19 protein-coding genes are annotated in these 20,792 nt (G+C 60.2%); 9 read left to right on the top strand and 10 right to left on the bottom strand.

The window, feature by feature from the left end:
• Positions 1-413: 413 nt before the first annotated feature.
• On the top strand, positions 414-611 hold the full coding sequence (locus tag BG57_RS32405) for an FmdB family zinc ribbon protein (protein ID WP_152562499.1): 198 nt from the start codon (positions 414-416) through the stop codon (positions 609-611).
• A 376-nt stretch (positions 612-987) separates the two neighbouring features.
• Here BG57_RS32405 and BG57_RS03660 read toward each other — a convergent pair whose 3' ends face one another.
• A complete protein-coding gene (locus BG57_RS03660) occupies positions 988-1,824 on the bottom strand; it encodes an alpha/beta fold hydrolase (RefSeq protein ID WP_035960225.1) in 837 nt (278 codons plus the stop codon).
• A 789-nt stretch (positions 1,825-2,613) separates the two neighbouring features.
• Positions 2,614-3,369, bottom strand: coding sequence for a FadR/GntR family transcriptional regulator (locus BG57_RS03655; protein ID WP_035960224.1), 756 nt, complete (start codon positions 3,367-3,369; stop codon positions 2,614-2,616).
• Positions 3,370-3,872: 503 nt separating this feature from the next.
• Here BG57_RS03655 and BG57_RS03650 point away from each other — a divergent pair.
• A complete protein-coding gene (locus BG57_RS03650; RefSeq protein ID WP_035960223.1) occupies positions 3,873-4,283 on the top strand; it encodes a hypothetical protein in 411 nt (136 codons plus the stop codon).
• A gap of 25 nt (positions 4,284-4,308) precedes the next feature.
• Here BG57_RS03650 and BG57_RS03645 read toward each other — a convergent pair whose 3' ends face one another.
• Positions 4,309-4,557 (bottom strand): hypothetical protein, encoded by a 249-nt coding sequence (locus BG57_RS03645; RefSeq protein WP_035960221.1) that lies wholly within the window; start codon positions 4,555-4,557, stop codon positions 4,309-4,311.
• A 173-nt stretch (positions 4,558-4,730) separates the two neighbouring features.
• Complete coding sequence (locus tag BG57_RS32925) at positions 4,731-4,892, bottom strand: hypothetical protein (protein WP_160174706.1); 162 nt, start codon at positions 4,890-4,892, stop codon at positions 4,731-4,733.
• An 877-nt stretch (positions 4,893-5,769) separates the two neighbouring features.
• On the opposite strand from BG57_RS32925, the gene BG57_RS03635 reads away from it, so the two are divergent.
• The 5 genes from BG57_RS03635 (at position 5,770) to BG57_RS03615 (ending at position 11,873) form a co-directional block, all read left to right on the top strand.
• Positions 5,770-6,021, top strand: coding sequence for an acyl carrier protein (locus tag BG57_RS03635; protein ID WP_035960218.1), 252 nt, complete (start codon positions 5,770-5,772; stop codon positions 6,019-6,021).
• Positions 6,018-7,283, top strand: a complete 1,266-nt coding sequence (locus tag BG57_RS03630) for an acyl-CoA dehydrogenase family protein (protein ID WP_035960216.1) — start codon at positions 6,018-6,020, stop codon at positions 7,281-7,283. Before BG57_RS03635 ends, BG57_RS03630 begins: the two co-directional genes overlap by 4 nt.
• Before the next feature lie 4 nt (positions 7,284-7,287).
• A complete protein-coding gene (locus BG57_RS03625) occupies positions 7,288-8,346 on the top strand; it encodes an amino acid--[acyl-carrier-protein] ligase (protein WP_035960452.1) in 1,059 nt (352 codons plus the stop codon).
• On the top strand, positions 8,343-9,335 hold the full coding sequence (locus BG57_RS03620; protein WP_035960215.1) for a DUF1839 family protein: 993 nt from the start codon (positions 8,343-8,345) through the stop codon (positions 9,333-9,335). The genes BG57_RS03625 and BG57_RS03620 overlap by 4 nt, the downstream gene beginning before the upstream one ends.
• 63 nt (positions 9,336-9,398) lie before the next feature.
• Positions 9,399-11,873, top strand: coding sequence for a glycosyl hydrolase 2 galactose-binding domain-containing protein (locus tag BG57_RS03615; protein WP_035960214.1), 2,475 nt, complete (start codon positions 9,399-9,401; stop codon positions 11,871-11,873).
• Positions 11,874-11,884: 11 nt separating this feature from the next.
• On the opposite strand, the gene BG57_RS03610 is transcribed toward BG57_RS03615, so the two are convergent.
• The 6 genes from BG57_RS03610 to BG57_RS03585 form a co-directional block, all read right to left on the bottom strand.
• Complete coding sequence (locus BG57_RS03610) at positions 11,885-12,277, bottom strand: tautomerase family protein (protein WP_035960213.1); 393 nt, start codon at positions 12,275-12,277, stop codon at positions 11,885-11,887.
• Positions 12,278-12,400: 123 nt separating this feature from the next.
• The gene (locus BG57_RS03605) at positions 12,401-13,567 is read right to left on the bottom strand and encodes an ABC transporter permease (protein WP_035960212.1); all 1,167 of its coding nucleotides are present in this window, start codon (positions 13,565-13,567) and stop codon (positions 12,401-12,403) included.
• Between the two features lie 12 nt (positions 13,568-13,579).
• A complete protein-coding gene (locus tag BG57_RS03600) occupies positions 13,580-14,734 on the bottom strand; it encodes an ABC transporter permease (protein ID WP_035960211.1) in 1,155 nt (384 codons plus the stop codon).
• 3 nt (positions 14,735-14,737) lie between these two features.
• The gene (locus tag BG57_RS03595; protein WP_035960209.1) at positions 14,738-15,430 is read right to left on the bottom strand and encodes an ABC transporter ATP-binding protein; all 693 of its coding nucleotides are present in this window, start codon (positions 15,428-15,430) and stop codon (positions 14,738-14,740) included.
• A 1-nt stretch (position 15,431) separates the two neighbouring features.
• Positions 15,432-16,646 carry an efflux RND transporter periplasmic adaptor subunit gene (locus BG57_RS03590; RefSeq protein ID WP_035960207.1) on the bottom strand — a complete coding sequence of 405 codons (1,215 nt, stop codon included), beginning with the start codon at positions 16,644-16,646 and terminating at the stop codon, positions 15,432-15,434.
• 121 nt (positions 16,647-16,767) lie between these two features.
• Positions 16,768-17,688, bottom strand: a complete 921-nt coding sequence (locus BG57_RS03585) for a LysR substrate-binding domain-containing protein (protein ID WP_035960206.1) — start codon at positions 17,686-17,688, stop codon at positions 16,768-16,770.
• 117 nt (positions 17,689-17,805) lie between these two features.
• On the opposite strand from BG57_RS03585, the gene BG57_RS03580 reads away from it, so the two are divergent.
• Complete coding sequence (locus BG57_RS03580) at positions 17,806-18,891, top strand: tartrate dehydrogenase (protein ID WP_035960205.1); 1,086 nt, start codon at positions 17,806-17,808, stop codon at positions 18,889-18,891.
• 141 nt (positions 18,892-19,032) lie between these two features.
• On the top strand, positions 19,033-20,364 hold the full coding sequence (locus tag BG57_RS03575) for an MFS transporter (RefSeq protein ID WP_052005604.1): 1,332 nt from the start codon (positions 19,033-19,035) through the stop codon (positions 20,362-20,364).
• Positions 20,365-20,792: the final 428 nt, after the last annotated feature.

Below are 20,792 nucleotides of genomic sequence, written 5' to 3'. Positions count from 1 at the left end.
TAGCGTGGGTTTCCGCTCGCGTCGGCTGTAGCGCACGTATCGACGCCTTCAAGTCCGCGCGCGCGTTTCGCTGCTTCCAGACGCGCCTGTGCCGCCTGCAAATTACGCGGATAGTAAAAGTCCTCCTGCCACGGTTGATAACCCACGCTTTCCAGCTCGCGTAACTCACACAACTGATGCGCGCGGGTCGGCGACACTTGTGACGATGACTGTCCAGTCGACTGGCAAGCGGCCAAATTCAATGCGACGACGAGTGCAAGCGCGACCTCAGCGCGCGACAGGCGACGGCCAACGCAATCAGGCATGGCGAATGCTCCTTTTCTCTCGACTTAATGTCCGCGATAAGTACCCGTTCTCAACGTACGCGGTCCAAGTCAGTAACCAGGGCTATAAATTACGTTGCAGTCGAGGTAATGATCATGGTCATCAACTGCGCCCATTGCGGCAAGCTTTATTTCGTGGATAGCCAGGACAGAGCACTCAAGGCGTGTCCGGTTTGCGGTGCGGAAGACGCCGAGCAATTAGCGACGACGATTATCTTCGCGCAAGCAACGAGCGATCCGCCACCGGTTGTTAGTCAGAGGCAGGATGTTCATCGAACGCATTCCTGATTCGACAGCAGGCGGCCGCTCAAGCGACACGTCACACGAATTTTGGGCACGTTCCAAATCAGACCCACGCGTGCCGCGCACGGTCTGTAGAAAACCGGACAGCTCGATCGCGCGTCGACGTTCACGAATCCTTCGCCGGGACGCACGAGCCGGCGCGGCACCAGCGCAATTAAGTCGCGGCACACGAGAATGCGAGGCAGCACGGGGCAGCTCGTCCCCGACAACACGGCGCACAGTGAACGCTCTAGTCTGGCGAGGGCCTGCTCGAGCGTGCGCAATAGATGACATGCGATTCGCATTATTTCACCGAACTTAATGACGCTGCCCGGTGAGGCACTCGCGGAAACGTACTAACCATTCCCGCGAGTGAGAGAGCTTAAGACTGCACGAATGCGAGCAGATCGGCGTTGAGGATTTCGGCATTGGTCGTCAACATGCCGTGCGGGAACCCCGGGTACGTCTTGAGCGTTCCGTTCTGAAGCAGCTTGATCGACTTCAGCGCTGCATCGGCGATCGGCACAATCTGGTCGTCTTCGCCATGGAGAACAAGCGTCGGCACCGTGATCGACCGAAGATCTTCGGTCTGATCGGTTTCCGAGAATGCTTTGATGCCTTCGTAATGAGCCTTGGCGCTGCCCATCATGCCCTGCCGCCACCAGTTCTGAATGACGCCCTGTTGCACCGTCGCACCGGAACGGTTGAATCCATAGAAAGGACCGGCCGGAACATCGACGAAGAATTGAGCGCGGTTGTCGGCAAGCGCTTTACGAAAACCGTCGAAGACTTCAATGGGCAGCCCTTCGGGATTCGCTTCGGTCTTTAGCATCAGCGGAGGCACTGCGCTGACGAGCACTGCTTTCGCAACGCGTCCCGCCGGTTCGCCGTGCTTTGCCACGTAGCGTGCTACTTCGCCGCCGCCGGTCGAATGGCCGATATGCACTGCATTGCGCAAATCCAGTGCTTCCGCGACAGCGAAGGCGTCCGCTGCGTAGTGGTCCATGTCGTGCCCGTCGGAGACTTGCGACGAGCGGCCATGGCCGCGTCGATCGTGCGCAATCACGCGATATCCTTTCTGCACGAAGAAGAGCATTTGTGCGTCCCAATCGTCGGAGGACAACGGCCAGCCGTGGTGAAACACGATGGGCTGTGCGTCTTTCGGGCCCCAGTCTTTATAGAAAATCTCGACGTTGTCCTGCGTGGTGACGTACGGCATGGTGCTTCTCCTTTTTCGACGTTATCGGGCAATAGCCGGGCATCCATCATCCGGCGCGATTGTTACAGACGCCACCGTGGTGGCAGAAGACATCAATGGCAAAGTGCGGAAAGCGACGAGCAGGATACGGGCGTCATAATTCTGGCGGAAGTGCGCCAGATGGAACGTAATGTTGCGCGGGTGGGATGCTGAGTGAGTTTAGTTGGTCGGCTGGGCAATTGAGTACGTTATGCGCTTGTGCTCATTCTTTGGGACGCGCGGCGGTTTGTGATGCGCAGATCTGCTTCGTTGAGGGCGCTTGCTTCGGAACTCGACACTGTATGGTTTGCCGGCGTGGTGCAAACTAGTCGCGTCGTTCGATTGTGAAGCGGCTTGAGGCGGGCAACCTTGCTTGCTGTAGACGCGCACGGCTCGGTCTTGATAAGCGGTAGCGTCGAATGCGCCGCGGGCTGCGCTAGACCGCATTTGTCGCTGTTGCATCCGCGGGGAAAGCTGCTGTCGCTGGCGCACTACTGCAACGCAGGGCTCTTGCTTCGGCTCGCGAAGTAATGGAATGCTTTTGGAAAACCGCTGCGAGTCGCGTAGGCGTGCGGACATGTGCCACCAGCACATTCAGGTGGACTTTGGTGAACGCGACATGAGAGCTGGACTTAGCGCCTATTGTCGAATGCACCGGCAAAGATCGGGTCCGAACACCAACCGGCATTTTGAATGCCACATGCCGCATGCCGCATGCAGCATCCGATTCGCGCAGCAAGCACCCCGCCTTATAGACGGAGCACCGCTATCCTAGCTCGCATCCGAGACCTTGAGCGACGCCTCTTGAGCCCGCCGCAGCCGCTCCCGGCTGTTCGACAGATGCATACGCATCGCTGCGCGGGCCGCCTCGGCATCCCGGCGTGCGATCGCATCGTAGATATCCTCGTGCTCGCGATTGACGCGATCGAGATAGCTGCCCGGATCGTGATGCGCAAGCGCAGCCGAATTCACTCGCGTGCGCGGAATGATGGTGTTGCCCAGCTGACTCAGGATGCTATGGAAGTAGCGATTGCCTGTCGCCTTCGCCAGTTCGAGATGGAATGCGACATCGGCTGCGACAGCGTTGCCCGTACCTTCCGCGATGTGCCGTTCGAACTCATCCAGCGCGCGGCGCATCTGCGCGAGGTTCTCGTCCGTGCGACGCATCGCGGCTAGACCTGCCGCCTCCGCTTCGAGGCTGATACGTAACTCGAGAATCGCCATCACATCGCGTACGGTCAGGTCACCGGCAGCCTCAATCTGGAACCGGTCGTGATCCCCCGCTTCGAGCACGAAAGTCCCGATGCCATGACGCGTCTGCACCAGCCGCGCCGCCTGCAATCGGGAAATGGACTCGCGCACGACGGTGCGGCTCACGCCGAGTTGCGCCATGATTTCCGACTCGGTCGGCAGCTTGTCTCCGGGCTGCAGCGCCCCGCTCCGAATGCGCTCGGACAGCTCGGCGACGACTTCCTCGGTGAGGTTGCGGGAACGGCGAAGCGCGCCGGGTGCGGGTGGTTGTGACATGAAAGAGCCGGATTCGAATGCGAATGGCTCATTATAGGGCGCGACGAAGCTTGTACGACGACTTATCGGCAATGCGGGCTATGGAATGGATGTACGTGACGGCTGCATCCGTATTGACCCCGGCGATTGAATGCAAAGAACAATTCGTTGAAACGCAGCGCGGTGCAGCGTACAGTTCACGTACCGCCTGAAGTGACGACAGCGCCTGCGCCGGAAAGCCGGCTGCTGCTTGATCGTCGTCAGACGCGCCACCCCGCACGTACGCATCTGTTCGATTGCCAACCATCGCGTACAGGCGAATTTTGAAAGCTCGATAATCGATTCGTCCTTCCCTGCGTAGAGAGGCCTTCGCTGGTCAGGCATCACGTTTACCCGGACGAGTCGAAGCGGAGCAAGACAGAACACAGCAACCGATTTGCAGGCAAGCGGCCACTTCGACTCAGGAGGCGCGAATGCGCTGACTGTGCGCGATCACCTCAAGGCTGGCCGCCAGGAGACGAGCAATGATGCGAGAAGTATCCGGGGCGTTTTGCGGCTCCCGCAAGCTGGATGAAGCACTTGGGGATCTGCAGGCAGAAGGCATCGCCAGCGACCGAATCCGCGTGGCGCGTATGAGCGGATTTGCCGACTTCCAGATGTCGATTGCGCTGAGCGCCAGTTCGCCGACGCAATGGATCATCGCCGAGCACGTCGGCCAGGGTGACACCTATGAGGCGTTGGACATCGCGTCGTCGGGCGACGATATCCTTCCCGACTTCGACCGCGCCGACACGCACGGTCCCGAAGCGGAAGGCTTCGGCAGCATCACGCGAGTCGTCGTGACCATACGCGACGAGGCCGAGATGCGTGCCGTATGCGATATCTTCTCGCGCCTCGGCACCGACGACCTCGACGCCGAGAGCGCGGCAGCCTAGCTCGTCGCGTTCGACCGAACGCGGCTCACTGCGTGGTCGATTCGACCGGCTTCGCTTTCTTCTTGTGCTTGAAGTGAAAGCCGCCTTTGCGGGTGCTTCCGGGCGGGGATGCATTGTCTCCCCCGACCGTGGGTCCGGCTGTCGCGGCGCCGTGAGCGTTGCCGCCGCCCGATCCCCCGTTGCCGTTGCCCCCGGCCTGAGCCAGTGCGACGCCCGAGGCGAATGTCGCGCCTGTCACCACGACAGCTAACAACGTCAATCTGCGTTTCTTCATGTCAAGCCTCTTCGGTGAAGTTTGTCTGTACGGCAAGGAACGATTGCATTCTGCGCGCCACATTCGGCATGCAGCATGCAATCGGCGTGGTGGGGCGCTCGGCTAACGGCTACAGCGCCTAAGCACCACAGCACATTTCGTGCGCGTCCCTTCGCGTCGCCAAAGACATATCTTCATGCAACTGTCCGCGCTTCGCCGTGGACCGCATCGGGGAGCGCGTTCCATGCGGGATCGACGCCGCCCGGTTGGCTAACGGCGCTCTGCACCGCGTCGAAGTCGTCAAACGTCCTTTGCGTGCGCCAATCGGCGAACGGCGCTTCGACGATGTCGCGCAAGTTGTAGATCCGGGCCGTACGTTTGACGAGCTTCACTTCGTCACTAACATGCGCCGCAACGTCGATGTTGCCGCTTGCGCTCGGTCTTTCGAGAAAGACGTGTCGTCACTCACTTCCATGACGATGCGCGCGGTCTCACCCGGTTTCGTCATGCAACGCGTCGGTGTCGGCAATAGTGTCGTAAAGAATGTCCGCAACTAGCACGGCATCGCTTGTGACGCCCGCATCATCCGTCGGCGCGACCGGATGCTTCATATGCGGCGGCTTCTGACGTCTCTGCGCCGTCGGAGCGCGGCAAACGCAAGAGCTTGAATAACCTCAGTCGCCGTTCCCTCTTGCGTGGTGAACCGTACAGATTTTCAGCCGTGTCTAACACCAGCTAAAACGCCCTCGTGCGAGGTGGACCACTTAACAGAGCGCTAGACAACGCGAAATAAGAACATCAAAACCACGCGCCATCGAAAGCAGATTCGTTTAATTCTCATCCGCTGATTATTTCATTAACCTTGCAATCACGAATAAAACTTACTGCCTAGGGTAAATGCAGCAGGTAAAAACCAACGCTCGAAAAAGCGCCTGAACGGCTAACGTAATCTAGCGAGCATCGCCAAGACATCCGTCAAGCCGGACGCCCTGCTCATGGGGGACGACCGTGCGCCATCGCACGGACGTCCACCCCTGCGAATTCGTTAAATACGATAAAACTACCTCGACGGTGAGTGCGAGGGCTCCAAGAACCTGAACGATGCTTTGAGCAAATCACCACCACCTGTACGTCCCGGCCTAAATAACCTGAGTGGGCCTTTGAAACGTAGACCCGTTTCAGACCCGATTGGCCAAATGCGCTTTGGCCAAGTACAAGGGAAACCAGACACAAATGAAAACTGAATTGCGCCGCATCCTTTCCGAGTCCGCACGCCTCGACGTGTCCATCGACACTCTCTCCGATAGCGACGATCTCTACGCCGCCGGTCTCTCATCGCTTGCCACGGTTCACGTGATGCTCGCAATCGAAGATGAATTCGGCGTAGAGATTCCCGATCATATGCTGACGCGTCGACTTTTTTCCAGCGTCGATTCGCTCGCTGCGGCCGTCGAAGAACTGCGTCGATCACAGGCGGACGCATGAACGCCGCGACGCAGGAACTGGAAGCGTCGCAACTCGCAAGCGTCGATAAGAGTGCGGCGCCGCGCAGCGAAGCCGAATTGCTCGAAGCGGCGCATCGCGTAGCGGCGATCGCAGCCCAGCACGCCGATGCAGTCGACAAGGAAGCGCGCTTTCCTGCGGAAGCAATTGCGGCCATGCGCGAAGAGCGGCTTTTCTCTGCCATGGTGCCAGTCATTCATGGCGGCGATGGTCTTTCGATAACAGGCGTCGCCCGCTTGTGCGAGGCGCTTGCCAAAGGCTGCGCTTCATCGGCCATGATTTATGCGATGCACCAAAGCCAGGTCGTGTGCATCGTCGATCATGGTGTGGCCGTGCCCTGGCAGCGCGACTTCCTTGCACGCATGGTCAACGAGCAGTTGCTGCTTGCTTCGGCAACTTCGGAAGAGACCATCGGCGGCAACATGCGCACGAGCGCATGCGCCGTCGATCTCGTCGACGATGCGTTCACCATCGAGAAGCTCGCGACCACCATCTCGTACGGCAAGTTCGCGGACTGCATTCTCGTCACTGCGCGTCGTCATCCCGACGCACCGGCATCGGATCAGGTATTGATCGTCGCTCCGCGTGAGACGTTCACGCTCGAACAGCGCGGCACATGGGACACGTTGGGGATGCGTGGCACGTGCAGTGAAGGACATCGGCTCATCGCGAAGGGCGCTGCAGAACAGATCCTGCCGGTAACGTTCTCGAAGATCGCGGATGAAAGCATGCTGCCCGTTTCGCATACGTTGTGGTCATCGGTATGGATCGGGATTGCATCGGACGCATTGCATCGTGCGCATCAGTTCTTCCGCAATCAGTCACGCGGCAAGCCGGGAGCGTTGCCACCATCCGCATCCCGGCTTTCGCAAGCGGTTACCACAGTGCGCATGATGCAGGCGCGTCTGCGTGAATCGCTTGCGGCGGTCGAAGCAGCTCAAAGCGAGCGTGAAACGCGTCACGCGAATCGCACGGACGATATCGATGCGCCGCTCACCGCGTCCATCGGTCTTGCGTCGGACCTCAACATGCTTAAGCTCGCGATCTCGCAATCCGCAGTAAGCGTCGTGCAGGAAGCGCTGATGATCTGCGGCATGGCGGGCTACAAGAACGACACACCGTTTAGTGTGGGACGGCATCTGCGCGACCTGCATTCCGCGCCGCTCATGATAAGCAACGACCGCATCGAATTGAATACGGCGAACCTGCTGCTTGCGCAGCGCGCCGCAACCGGGGACCTATAACGATATGAACATGCCGACCGAACAAGCCGCAATCATGGCTGAGGCACAATCACAAGCGACGCAGGCAAGTTACGACAAATCGGATCTCACCTTGCGAGACCGCCTGATCGAAGCAGGCATTCTCATCGATACGGGCGAAGACGGACTCTATGGCCGCAGCGCGATATTCGAAGATATCGTCGAGCGCCTGAATCAAGCAATCACTCTGCTCGGCGCGGACCAGCACGCCGAAGTGCTGCGCTTTCCGCCGGCCATGCGTCGCCGCGACTTCGAAGACAGTGAGTATCTGAAGAGCTTCCCGAATCTGGCCGGCACCATCCATTCTTTCGCGGGCAATGACCGCGGACATCATCGCCTGCTGGAAGCACTGGACAAGATCGTGCATATCGGCGAGGGAGAAGAGCGTTCGGACGAATGGATGGATCAGCAGAAGCCGACGCGCCTCGTCCTGACGCCGGCCGCTTGCTATCCGATCTATCCGCTCGTCGCCAAGCGCGGCAACCTCGCGAAGGACGGTGCAACGTTCGATGCGTTCTCTTATTGTTTCCGTCACGAGCCTTCCATCGATCCGGGCCGCATGCAGATGTTCCGCATGCGCGAATATATCCGCGTCGGCAGCCCTGAACAGGTGATGGCGTTCAGACAGAAATGGATCGAGCGCGGATCGTTGCTCGTGCGCCTTCTGCAGTTGCCATTCGAAATCGACCTCGCTAACGATCCGTTCTTCGGCCGTGGCGGCAAGATCGTCGCGGACAGCCAGCGCGCGCAGCAACTCAAGTTCGAATTGCTGGTGCCGGTTGCCACGCCCGACCGCCCGACCGCTTGCCTCTCGTTCAACTATCACATGGAGCACTTTGGCGAGCTGTGGAACATCCGCCAGGCCGACGATAGCGTCGCGCATACCGCATGCGTAGGCTTCGGCATGGAGCGCACGACCCTTGCGCTTTTCCGTCATCATGGCCTCGACGTGAAGGCATGGCCTGCTCCGGTGCGCGAACTGCTGTGGGGCAATGCCGACCCGATCATCGCAGATGGTCTCGCCAACATGGGCGAAGAGGCATGAACGCACGCTCGCCCGCAGAAGCACTGACCGGCACAGACGATGAAGCAAGCCGCCATGCACTGCATCGCGGCGAGCGTGTCTGGCTAGAAACGAATTGCTATGTCGACTTGTGGATCGAGCTCTTGCATCATCTGGGCTGCGATCCGCATGCGGCGCTAGGCTTTACCGTGACGCAGGACTTCGAGGGCGATCAGTTCACGTTTCCGAAGTTCTCGCTCGACGACATCGGCAGGCTCTATGGATTGCAGGCGCAGGAGCTCGCCCTTTACGACACCTTCGAAGCGCATGTCCGCGAGCAGACGAAGCGCGGTCATGTGGTCGTCGCCGAGGTCGATGCTTTCTATTTGCCCGACACGCGTGCGACAGCGTATCGTCAGACTCACTCGAAGACCACGATTGCAATCGACACGATCGATGCCCAGGCAAAGCACATCACCTACTTCCATAACGCTGGCTATTTCGCGTTAGCCGGCGAGGATTACGAGGGTGTCTTTCGCCTGATGCCCAATCTCGCCGGCGACGTGCATGCGCTCTTTCCGTACGTGGAGTTCGTCAAACGCGCGCGTCCACCTCTCGAAGGCGACGCGCTCGTGCAACGCTCGTTGGACTTACTCAGGTTGCGTCTTGCGGATCGTCCTGCTCTGAATCCGATCTCGCAATGGCGCAGAGAGTTTCCTGAACATTTGCGCACATTGCTTGAACGAGATGTCGCTTATTACCATCTGTACACGTTCAATGTCATGCGTCAGCTTGGATCGAACTTCGAGTTGTTGTCGAAGTATCTGGCCTGGCTCAATGCAAATGGCGTCGATGTGCCCGTGGACATACAGACGAGCGCGCAAACCATGGCAAGCGAAGCTATGGTGATGCAGTTCCGGCTCGCACGCGCGCGCATGCGTTCACGTTCCGATCCGTGCACGGACTGTTTCGACTCGCTCGAAGCATCGTATGACAAGGTCATCGAGCCGCTTGCTGCGCGCTTTCTATAAGGCCTTGGCCGCGCGCTAGCGCAGTTTGGACACGCAAAAGAAAACGAATAAAAAGGAAAGTCTATGCAGGCCTCGCCGCTCGCGCCGCGCGCCCTCGACGCTGGCTGGCAATGCGTGAGCACGCCCGCCGGCGCATGTGAAACGCCCGACATGCTCGACGCCTATACGGACTGGCTCGATGCTCCGGTGCCTGGAACGGTGGCTTCCGCGCACCGCGCGGCATGCGTGAAAGACGACGCACTCGCGCAGGCGTATGCACTGTCGGACCACTGGTATCGCGTCACGCTTCACGCGACTGGCAAGCGACGTCTGCGCTTCAACGGCCTTGCGACAATCGCCGAAGTATGGATCGACGGCCGCAAGCTGCTCGAGTCCGATTCGATGTTTCTGGCACATGACCTTGACATCGAAATGGCGGGCGAAACGACGCTTCATATCTGCTTTCGATCCATCGCTCCGGCGCTCGCCGCCAAACGCGGACGCGCACGCTGGCGCCCGAAGCTCGCGCAGCCCGCAACATTGCGCAATGTTCGAACGACGCTGCTCGGGCATATGCCGGGATGGTGCCCTGCAATTCAGCCTGCGGGACCGTGGCGTGCGGTCGAGATCATCGGCGAGTCTCAGGCATCGATTGATCGCGTGGAGATGGCGTCGAGTGTCGATGGCAGCGATGGCCTGCTCGATGTGACCGTGCGCTTCTATCACGCCCAAGCGCCTGACGATATGCGGCTTGAATGCGGCAATGCATCGACGTCGCTTCACTGGCGCGATGCGCATACCCTGACCGGGCGAGTCCGCGTAACGCACGCGCGCTTGTGGTGGCCGCATACGCATGGCGAGCCTGTACGCTATCCGGTCACGATCACACGCTCATCGCATGAGGATATTTCGCTGGGCGACGTTTCCTTCCGCACAATCGAAGTCGATCGCGGCCCGGATGGCGCGGGCTTTCAACTCGTCGTGAATGGCGTGCCCGTCTTTGCGCGCGGAGCATGCTGGACATCCGCCGATATCGTCGCACTGGACGCGCCGCGCGAAAAACTAAATGCGATTTTCAACGCATGCCGTCGAGCAGGCCTTAATATCATTCGAGTAAGCGGCACGACGCTCTACGAATCCGATACATTCTACGAACTCGCCGACGAACACGGCATCATGGTGTGGCAAGACTTCGCATTCGCCAACTTCGATTATCCGACTGACGATGCGTTTCAGCGGAGCGTGCAACTGGAAGCGCAGCAATTCCTTGCGCGCACGCGACGCTTCGCATCGCTTGCAGTGTTGTGTGGCGGAAGTGAAGTGCACCAGCAGGCGGCAATGCTCGGTCTGCCCTTCGACGCCTATCAACAGCCGCTATTCACCGAGCAATTGCCTTCGATCATTGCGGCGATGCGGCCAGACGTTCCTTATGTCGTCAATTCGCCGAGTGCAGCGCCAGGAGACAGACTCTCCATGCCATTCGGAACGCGCGGCGGCAACACGCATTACTACGGCGTTGGGGCCTATCAACGCCCTTTCGACGATGCGCGCCGCGCGCAAGTCTGCTTCGCATCGGAATGCCTTGCGTTCGCCAACGTTCCCGATGATGTAGCTCTGCGCGCAACGCCTAACGCATCACGGCCGCACGAGCCGCGATGGAAAATCGCCGTGCCGCGCGATGCTGGCGCGGCCTGGGATTTCGACGACGTGCGCGAACATTACCTGCGATCGCTCTATGGCGTCGACGTCGCGCGACTGCGCTACGAAGATCCTGAGCGCTATCTGACGCTATCGCGGGCCGTCGTTGCAGATGTGATGGGCGCAGTGTTTTCCGAATGGCGACGCAAGGGATCGACATGCACGGGTGGCATCGTGTGGAACTTGCTCGATCTGCGGCCCGGCGCCGGTTGGGGCGTGATCGACGTATTCGGTGTCCCGAAGAGTGCGTTGCATGGGCTTGCCCGCGTGCTGCAACCCGTGCAGGCGCTCATTACCGACGAAGGTCTCGACGGTCTGGACGTTCATCTCGTCAATGAAACGGCTCATGAAACCCGCGCGCGCGTGGAACTGACCTGCCTGCGCGATGGCGCGGTGAAAGTCGCGGGCGGTTCATGCGAGATCATTCTGCAGGCTCACAGCATTCACAGAATCAATTCCAGCTCGCTCATTGGCGCGTTTTTCGATACTGCGTATGCATACCGTTTTGGTCCGCGCGCACACGATACAACGCACGTGCGTCTCACCAATGCGGATACCGGCGAACTGCTGTCCGAGGCTTTTCACCTTCCGGATATGTCCGTCAGCGAACGCCGCGATGTAGGCTTGAGCGTCTCACTCGATAAAGACGATAACGGATGGGCGCTCAACGTCAGTGCAACGCACTTCGCGCGCTGGGTGCATGTGGCGGACCATCACTATTACGCAGAGCTCGACTGGTTTCATCTAGCCCCTGACAGCACGCGGCGAATACCACTTGTCCCCCGCAACGGCAAAGTCGACCATGCACCGGAAGGCGACGTGTTCGCGATCAACGGTACGCGCGGCGCGTCATACCGGTAGCGGAGATTCAATCAGGCGTCCGGCTCCACATACGACGCCAGCCCGTGTCCGAACGACCAGTCTTCTCGACGGTTGGGCGCCAGCACGATCAGCACGTCTTCCGGCCGCAAGCCGGGCGACGCCGAAAGACGCGTCGCAAGCGTCTTGTAGAAAGCCTTTTTGGTCGCGAGGTCGCGCCAGTCGCTAGCGGTGATGTGAATGAATACCAGATCGTCGCTTCGCTCGATGCCGAGATAACTTGCGTCGTAGATGAAGTCGTCACGGTCGCGTTGTTCTATGAGCTGGAAGCGGTCCTTGGCCGGAACCTGGAACGCTTCGACCAACGCCTCATGGACCTGATCGGAAATCGCGCGGATTTGTTCTCGCGACTTGCCTTTGATGAGCGAAATTCGAACGAGCGGCATGATGAACCTCCAAGCAGCCTAAGAATGCGATGCAAGCATCGCTTGCGAAGACCCAATCTACTGCGCGTTAGCGATTTCGAATATTCAATAGTTTTGTATCGACATGTCAGCCGAATCGAACGATCAACGCGCCCGCAGTGCATCCACGATACTCAAGCGCGATGCCCGCAGCGCGGGAAGGAACCCGCCGACGAAGCCCATGACGAGCGAGAACACCACCGTACGCGCGACGACCGACGGCGTGAGAATGAAGCGAAAGGACAGGTCGGCGAACGTCTGAAAGTTCGTCGTGGAGAACGAGGCGAACTGCATCAACGCGGCGCAGCCCAGACCGGCCATTCCGCCGACAAGTCCGAGCAAGAGCGCTTCGAGCAGAAACGCAAACAACACGTCGATCCGCTTGAAGCCAAGCGCACGCAACGTGCCAATCTCGGCGACGCGATTGGCGACCGACGCATACATCGTGATCATTGCGCCGATCATCGCCGCTATCGAAAAGATAACGGACAGCGTGACGCCAAGAATATTGATGAAGGTTGAGAGCGCTTTGGACTGGTCGCCATAAAACACTTGTTCGCGTTTCGCTTCGTCAGCGAGACGCGGGTCCACGTCGATATCGCTTTTGAAGCGCTCAAAGGCATCACTGCGCGTGAGGCGCACGATCATCGACGAGAACGTAGTGCGGCGAAAAGACTGCATGAGTTGATCGGCATCGCCCCAGATTTCGGAGTCGAAGCCACTGCCGCCGGCATCGAAATGACCGACGATGGTCCAGTCGCGCTGCGCAAAGCGCAGATGTTCTCCAATGCGCGTGCCGCCAAAGCCCTTGGCAATGCTGCTTCCGACGATGATTTCGGAAGAGCCATGCTTGAACATGCGCCCAGCCGTGAGCTTCACTTGCGGACGCAATTCGACGCCCATCGCAGACACGCCGCGAATGACGACATTGGCCGGCGTGCTCGTGCCGCGTTTCGTCAGCGAAATAAGCACGACAGTCTCTTTCGATGCAAGCGGCTCGCCATTGCCATTCAACGCCACCGACGGATGCATCTCCAGAATATTGGCCTGCGCGCGATCGATCGAGCTTTGAATCTCTGTCTCCGCGCCTTTGCGAATGACGACTACGTTGTCGCGCTCACCCGTCGAAACCAGTGTCTTCTTCAGCCCCGCATCGAGCATCAGCACCGTTGCGAAGACGAACACGACGAGCGCAAGGCCGCTTGCGGTCAGCATCGTCGTGAGGCGGCGCGCCCATAGATTGCGTGCGACGTAGGAAACGGGAATGGCCATCGTCGTAAGTTCCTAGCCGATGGCGCGCAAGCCTTCGACGATACGCACACGGCTTGCCTGAACCGCCGGCACGACCGCCGCCGCAAGCGCAACGGCGCACGCGCAGACAGCCTGCAAGAGCATGGTCTCGTGCGATACCTTGAATACCGGAAACACGCCGCCCGTTGCGTGCTGAAAGACGACGGCAGCAGGCGGCGTGAGTAACATCCCTATGCCGCCGCCAATGGCGCAAATCGCCAGTGATTCGCCGAACACAAGCATCGAGAGAAACGCCGGACCAAAGCCGAGCGCCTTGAGCGTTGCATACTCGACGGTTCGCTCGCGCGCGCTCATCGCCATGGCATTGGCCATCACGGCCATGATGATGAGAATCACCACGTACGACACCACCCGTATCGCCGCGATGATCTGATTCGACATCGCAACGAAGCCCAACTGGAATGCCTGTTCCGTCTCCGTCAAGGTCTCCGCGAGTGAGTTCTTGAAGACGCTGTCGATATTGCGTGAAACGATCGCAGCGTGATCCGGATTCTCGATGCCGACGACATACACCCCGACCTGATCCACACTGCGCTTCGTCGTCTTGCGAATGGTTTCGTTCAGGTATTCCCAGTGGAACACCAACTGCCGCGTAATGGTGGATTCGTCACGTCCTTCCATGATGCCGCGCACGACGAAGTCCCACGTACCCGGATAGATCGTCCCCTTCAGCGGAATGACGTCGCCGACCTTGAAGCCGTATTGCGTTGCAAGTTGTCGTCCGATGAGACAGCCCTTTCGATCACGCTGATAATCCGTACGGGCTTGCGGCGAAATAATGAACTCCGGATAAAGATCGAGGTAATTGTCCGACACCGCGAATTGCGCGAAGAAGTTCTTGGGGTCGCGATAGACGCCTCCAAACCAGTTCGAGCGCGCGACCATCGTGACGCCATCGACGCCGCGTATGCGGTTCTCATAGGCTAGCGGCAAAGGGAACACCAGCGAAATGGCATTGCGCGTCACGAGCCGCGCGTTCGATGCCGCCGCCGCGCCCGCATACCATGCATCGACAACCGTATGCAGCAGGCCATAAGCGAGCACGGCGATGGTGAGTCCCAGCACCGTCAATGCGGTGCGCAGCTTATGACGTGTCGCGTTGCGCAGAATCAGCTTGAGAACGTACATGGCTTAGCGCGCCTTGCCATCGATCAGTTCGCCTTTCTCGAGATGCACGAGCGCTTTTGCGGCATTGGCAGCATGTGCGTCGTGCGTGACCATGATGATGGTCTTGCCGAGGCGTTCGTTCAGGCGCTGCATCATTGTGAGCACTTCGCCAGCGGATGTGCGATCGAGGTCGCCAGTCGGCTCGTCCGCGACGATAAGCTTCGGATCGCTAATCAACGCGCGCGCAATCGCCACTCGCTGCTGCTGTCCGCCCGATAGTTCCGATGGATAGTGACTCGTCCGTTCGCTCATGTTGACCATGTCGAGCACCATCGCAACGCGCTCGCGACGCTCGGCGCGCGACAGCCGCGTGAGCATCAACGGAAGTTCGACATTCTCGAACGCGGTCAGCACGGGCATCAGGTTATAGAACTGAAAAATGAAACCGACATGCGATGCGCGCCAGTCCGCGAGCGCAGCTTCTGGTAAGCGCGTGATATCGAGGCCGCCGACCAGCAACTCGCCGCTATCGGGCCGGTCGATGCCCGCAATGAGATTGAGCAGCGTGCTCTTGCCGGAACCGGACGGTCCCATCAACGCAACGAAATCGCCTTCCGCAATGGACAGTGTGATGTCGGTCAGTACCGGCACCGTCTGCACGCCGCGCCGATACGACTTCGCGACGTGGCTGATCTGAACGAGGGGCGCGGTGCTCACGCTATTTCTTCGTCACGGTAATGCTGGCGCCGTTTTCGAGCTTGTCGCCGGGCGCGAGAACGAGCGTGTCCCCTGGCGTCACGCCGGACACGGCCAGCAGATCACCGACGCGCTCGCCCGTCGTCACGGGCACTTCGCGTGCCTTGTCGTGATCGACGATATAAACGACCTGCTTGCCGCCACGTGTGACGACAGCCGTTGGCTGCACCGCGACGACCGCTTTCTTGTCCTCGGGCGGCACGGGCTTCGAGAGGAACGCGATCTTTGCGCTCATGTCAGGCAGCACGCGTTCATCGCGCTCGACGAAGCGCACTTTCACGAGCACGGTGGCCTTCGAACGATCGACCGTCGGCACGATGCGCGACACGCGGCCTGCAAAGCGGGTGTCGGGCAACGCATCGAGCTGAACCTCGCATGGCTGATCGACTTTGATACGCGCAATATTCGATTCAGCGACGTCCGCTTCCACTTCGAGCGTCTTCATATCGGCGATGGTGACGACCGCGCCCTTGCTGTCCGATGCGGACGAGAACGGTGTGATGTTGTCGCCGACGTTCGCGTGCTTCTCGAGCACGACGCCATCGAAGGGAGCACGAATCACGGTCTGATTGACGGCCACTTGCGCGGCCCGCGCATTGGCTTGCGCGGAAAGAATCGCGGCTTGTTCGCTATTGATCGACGCCCTGGCCTTGTCGTAACGGGCGCGGTCAGCATCGAATTGCGACGCGGACATCGCACCGTGCGGTGCAAGCACCTGCGAGCGCTTGAGGTTGGCAGTAGCGTTCTCCAGCTCCGCGCGCTGCAACTCCAGATTGGCCTGCGCAACCTTGACTTGCGCCTGTGCCTGCGCAAGCGACGCCGCCACGTCCGCGCTTTCCAGCCGCGCGATGATCTGGCCTTCCTTGACGACTGTCCCTTCGAGCACGCCCAGCCATTCCACGCGTCCCTGCGCCTTCGATGCCACCGCCGCCTTGCGCTGCGGCACGACGTAGCCGGTTGCATTCAAAAGCGTATAACTCTGCGATGGATACACGGACGTGACAGTGACGGTCTCCACGGTCTGCGGCCCGGCGAGCTTGACGCCAACGCCGATCAACACGGCAATGATGGCCACAATAACCGCATAACGAATCCAGCTGCGCCTGCGCCGCGGCATGACCGTGGCGGCCGCGGGTCCGCGGTCGATTCTAAGTTTTTCGAGGTCGTGTTCAGCCAATTTATTCGGACTTACGAAGCCGTTTTCGCTGTTTTTGACAGCTTTCCGGCGATTGTTGCGTTGAGGGTTGCTCAGTATAGCGCCGCGCTTGGCTCCGCTTTCGGCTTCCTTGCGCGAGTCGTCAAACGCTGCGCGCCTGTTTCAGATCGAGCGCGATGAAGTCGACGAACGCCCGAATGCGGGCGGACATCTGATGGCGTTTTGAATACACGGCGTAGATGTCGGCGTTCGGCGTCTCGTGCTCCGGAAGAACGGCGACGAGCCGGCCATCGGCGAGATAGTCTTCGAGATCCCATTCGGCGCGCATCAGGATGCCGTGCCCTTCCAGCGCCCACTTCACCGCGATCTCGCCGTCATTGGTCGTGAGATTGCCTTTGATGCGCACGGCTTCCGTCTTGCGCGATGCCCCGCGCCCGGTCGTCAGCCGCCACACGCCGTAGGCTTCATCGCCCTGACGAATGCCGATGCAGTTGTGGCGCGCGAGATCGTGCGGCGTCCCGGGCATGCCGTGCGCCGCGATATACGCCGGCGACGCACAGAGCAGCCGCCGGTTCGCCGCGAGCCGGCGAGCGATCACGCGCGTGTCCGGCGGCTCGCCGAATCGAATGCAAACGTCAAAACTGTCGTCGGTAAGCGGCGGCGGCGCAACGGATAGCTGAAGCTGCACGGACACCTGCGGATGGCGGGCGACGAAGCGCGAAATGGCCGGCCCGACGTGACTGCGCCCAAAGCCGAGCGTTGCATTCACGCGCAGCAAACCCTTCGGGCTCTTTCTGGCGCTGCCGAGCAGTTCAGAGAGCTCGTCGATCTGATCCAGGATGCGGCGCGCGTGTTCCAGATACAGCTCGCCTTCGGGCGTCAACATCATTCGCCGCGTCGTCCGGTTGACGAGCGGCACACCCGCGCGAGCCTCCATTTGCGTGAGACGCTTACTGACGGCCGCCGCCGTCAGGCCGAGTTCGCGCGCCGCGGCGCTCAGGCTGCCCGAAGCGGCGAGTGTCGAAAAGAAGCTGAGATCGGTCGGCTGAACGGTTTCGGCCACGAATCACTTGTGAAATGAAGTTAAAGATGCTTTGAGTCTAGCACCGGTTCCGTCGGCCAGAGTTAGGTAGAGTGGTTTCACGCTGACGTGACATTCAAACCAAAGAGGAACGGAGACATGAAGACCTATCGCATCGCAACGATTCCCGGCGACGGCATCGGCAAGGAAGTGGTCCCGGCTGGCCAGCAAGTGCTCGAGGCGCTCGCTCGTTGCACGCAAAATTTTGAATTCCAGTTTGAAAACTTCGACTGGGGCGCGGACTACTATCGCCAGCACGGCGTGATGATGCCCGCAGACGGCCTCGCCGCCCTGCGTGACAAGGACGCAATCCTGTTCGGTTCGGCAGGCGACCCCGACGTGCCCGACCACATCACGCTGTGGGGCCTGCGCCTGAAAATCTGTCAGGGATTCGACCAGTACGCGAACGTGCGCCCCACGCGCATCCTGCCGGGCATCGACGCGCCGCTGAAGCGCTGCACGCCCGACGACCTCAACTGGGTGATCGTCCGCGAAAACTCGGAAGGTGAATATTCGGGCATCGGCGGCCGCGTGCATCAGGGTCATCCGATCGAAGCCGCGACGGACGTGTCGATCCTCACGCGCGCCGGCGTCGAACGCATTATGCGTTTTGCATTCAAACTTGCGCAGTCGCGTCCGCGCAAGCTGCTGACCGTGATCACGAAAAGCAATGCACAGCGTCACGCGATGGTCATGTGGGACGAAGTCGCGCTCGAGATCTCGAAGGAGTTCCCGGACGTGAAGTGGGACAAGGAACTCGTCGATGCCGCCACCGCGCGCATGGTCAACCGTCCTGCGACGCTCGACACCATCGTCGCCACGAATCTCCACGCGGACATCCTGAGCGATCTGGCCGCCGCGCTCGCCGGCAGCCTCGGCATCGCGCCGACGGGCAACATCGATCCGGAGCGCCGCTATCCGTCCATGTTCGAGCCTATCCACGGCTCCGCATTCGACATCATGGGCAAGGGCCTCGCCAATCCGATCGGCACGTTCTGGTCGGTCGTGATGCTGCTCGAGCATCTAGGTGAATTCGAGGCCGCCAAGCGCGTGATGGCCGCCGTCGAGGCCGTGACCGCCGATGCATCGCTGCACACCGGCGACCTCGGCGGCAAGGCGACCACCGCACACGTGACAGCCGCCGTCTGCGCATTGGTGGAACGCACGGAAGCCGCTGTCGCCTGATTGATTCGTCGTCCGTAGGATCTTCAATTCGGTTCTTTGCCCGCGATGCATCGCTCATCGCGGGCAAGGGGGACGCGCGCATCGCGTCTTTCCATCGCCAGTATTCAAAAGAGCACCGCTCGCCTCCCGAGGAGGAGACACATGCAACCCGCCAATCAAGCCGCCGGCGATTCCGGTATCGAAGCTCGCGTGTCACGCAAGCTCGCGTGGCGCATCATTCCGTTCGTGATGCTGCTTTACTTCATCAGCTTTCTCGATCGCGTCAACGTCGGTTTTGCGGCGATGACGATGAACAAGGCCATCGGCCTGTCACCCACCGCGTTCGGTTTGGGCGGCGGGCTGTTCTTCATCGGCTACTTTCTTTTCGAGGTGCCGTCGAATCTGATTCTGCATAAAGTCGGCGCGCGCATCTGGATCGCACGCGTGATGGTTACGTGGGGCATCGTGTCAGTGGCGTCAGCGTTCGTCACGGGGCCGAACAGCTTCTACGTGTTGCGCTTCCTACTTGGCGTTGCCGAGGCGGGCTTCTTTCCAGGCGTCATCCTCTATCTGAGCTTGTGGTTCCCGGCGAAACAGCGGGCAGTGGCTGCCGCATGGTTCATGGCCGCCGCGCCGATCTCGACAGCCATCGGCTCGCCGCTCTCCGGCGCGATCATGCAGATGCCGCCGATGTTCGGCCTCGCAGACTGGCAATTGCTCTACATCATCGAGGCGATCCCCGCGATCGTACTTGGCTTCGTCGTCCTAAGGTTTCTCACCGATACCCCCGCGAAAGCACATTGGCTGTCGACCGACGAGCGCGAGTGGCTCATCGCGAAGCTCAAGGCCGAGGCGGACGCCAAGCAGGCGCATGCAGGTCATACGGCGGGCGCGTGGAACGCGTTGCGCGATCCTCGTGTCCTGGCGCTGGCTCTGATCTACTTCGGCACGTCGGCGGGGCTTTACACGCTCGGGCTGTGGGCGCCGCTCATCATTCGCCAGTACGGGTTCACGGCAATGGAGACCGGTCTCATCAACGGCATTCCGAGCGTGATTGCAGTCGTCGCGATGATTCTGTGGGCCAGGCATTCGGACCGCACGGAGGAACGTACGTGGCACGTGGTGATTCCGTGTGCGCTGGCATGTGTTGGCTTCGTGTTCGCGGGTCAGGCAGCGACGGCCCTGTTCGTGGTTCTTGCGCTCGTCGTGGTGAACGTTGGGATCAGTGCGGCCAAGGCCCCGCTTTGGGCGATGCCGAGCATGTTTCTCTCCGGCGCCGGCGCTGCGGCGGGCATCGCGATGATCAATTCGATCGGCAATCTGGGCGGCTTTGTCGGGCCGTTCGCGATCGGCTGGCTCAAGAACGTGACGGGCGGATACGCGGCGGGTCTGTATGTCGTCGGGGCAACGCTTGCGATGTCTGCTGTCATTACCTTGATGTTGAGTCGTAAGGCGAAGGGTGAAAGGGAGCATGGGGTTACGGCCCGGTCATGATTTCATGCGTGCATGCTGTAGTTGTGATGGGGCGCGGGCGGGCGCCCCATTTCAGTTTACCGGCTGCGTCCGCGCGAAGCGCGCATGTCGGGCGACTGCCGGCTATCGTGGTGCCCGTGCATCCATTGTCAGCAACCGGCGTTTCGACGTATCGATGTTCGCATTCGCTGACCTTGCTTAAACGAGGCCCGCTTGTACCTAGATTGAGTTCTGGATTCGCACGCAGCGGCGTTGTAGAACAACGAACTGGAAGAATGGGCGGCCGCGCCAAGAAGCCAAGAATTCGCATCTTCGTCAACTGCGACTGCCGGTGCGACGAGGCACGCAGATAGAACACGGCGGGGCTCGTCGCCTCTCAACCGGCCTTCGCAGCATTACAAGACGTTCGTCCACTGAACGGTGTTGTACACCTTCTGCCAGCCATTTCT

Origin of the sequence: Caballeronia grimmiae, assembly GCF_000698555.1 — a bacterium.
GTDB classification, from domain to species: domain Bacteria; phylum Pseudomonadota; class Gammaproteobacteria; order Burkholderiales; family Burkholderiaceae; genus Caballeronia; species Caballeronia grimmiae.
This window is presented reverse-complemented; position numbering and strand designations above follow the sequence as displayed.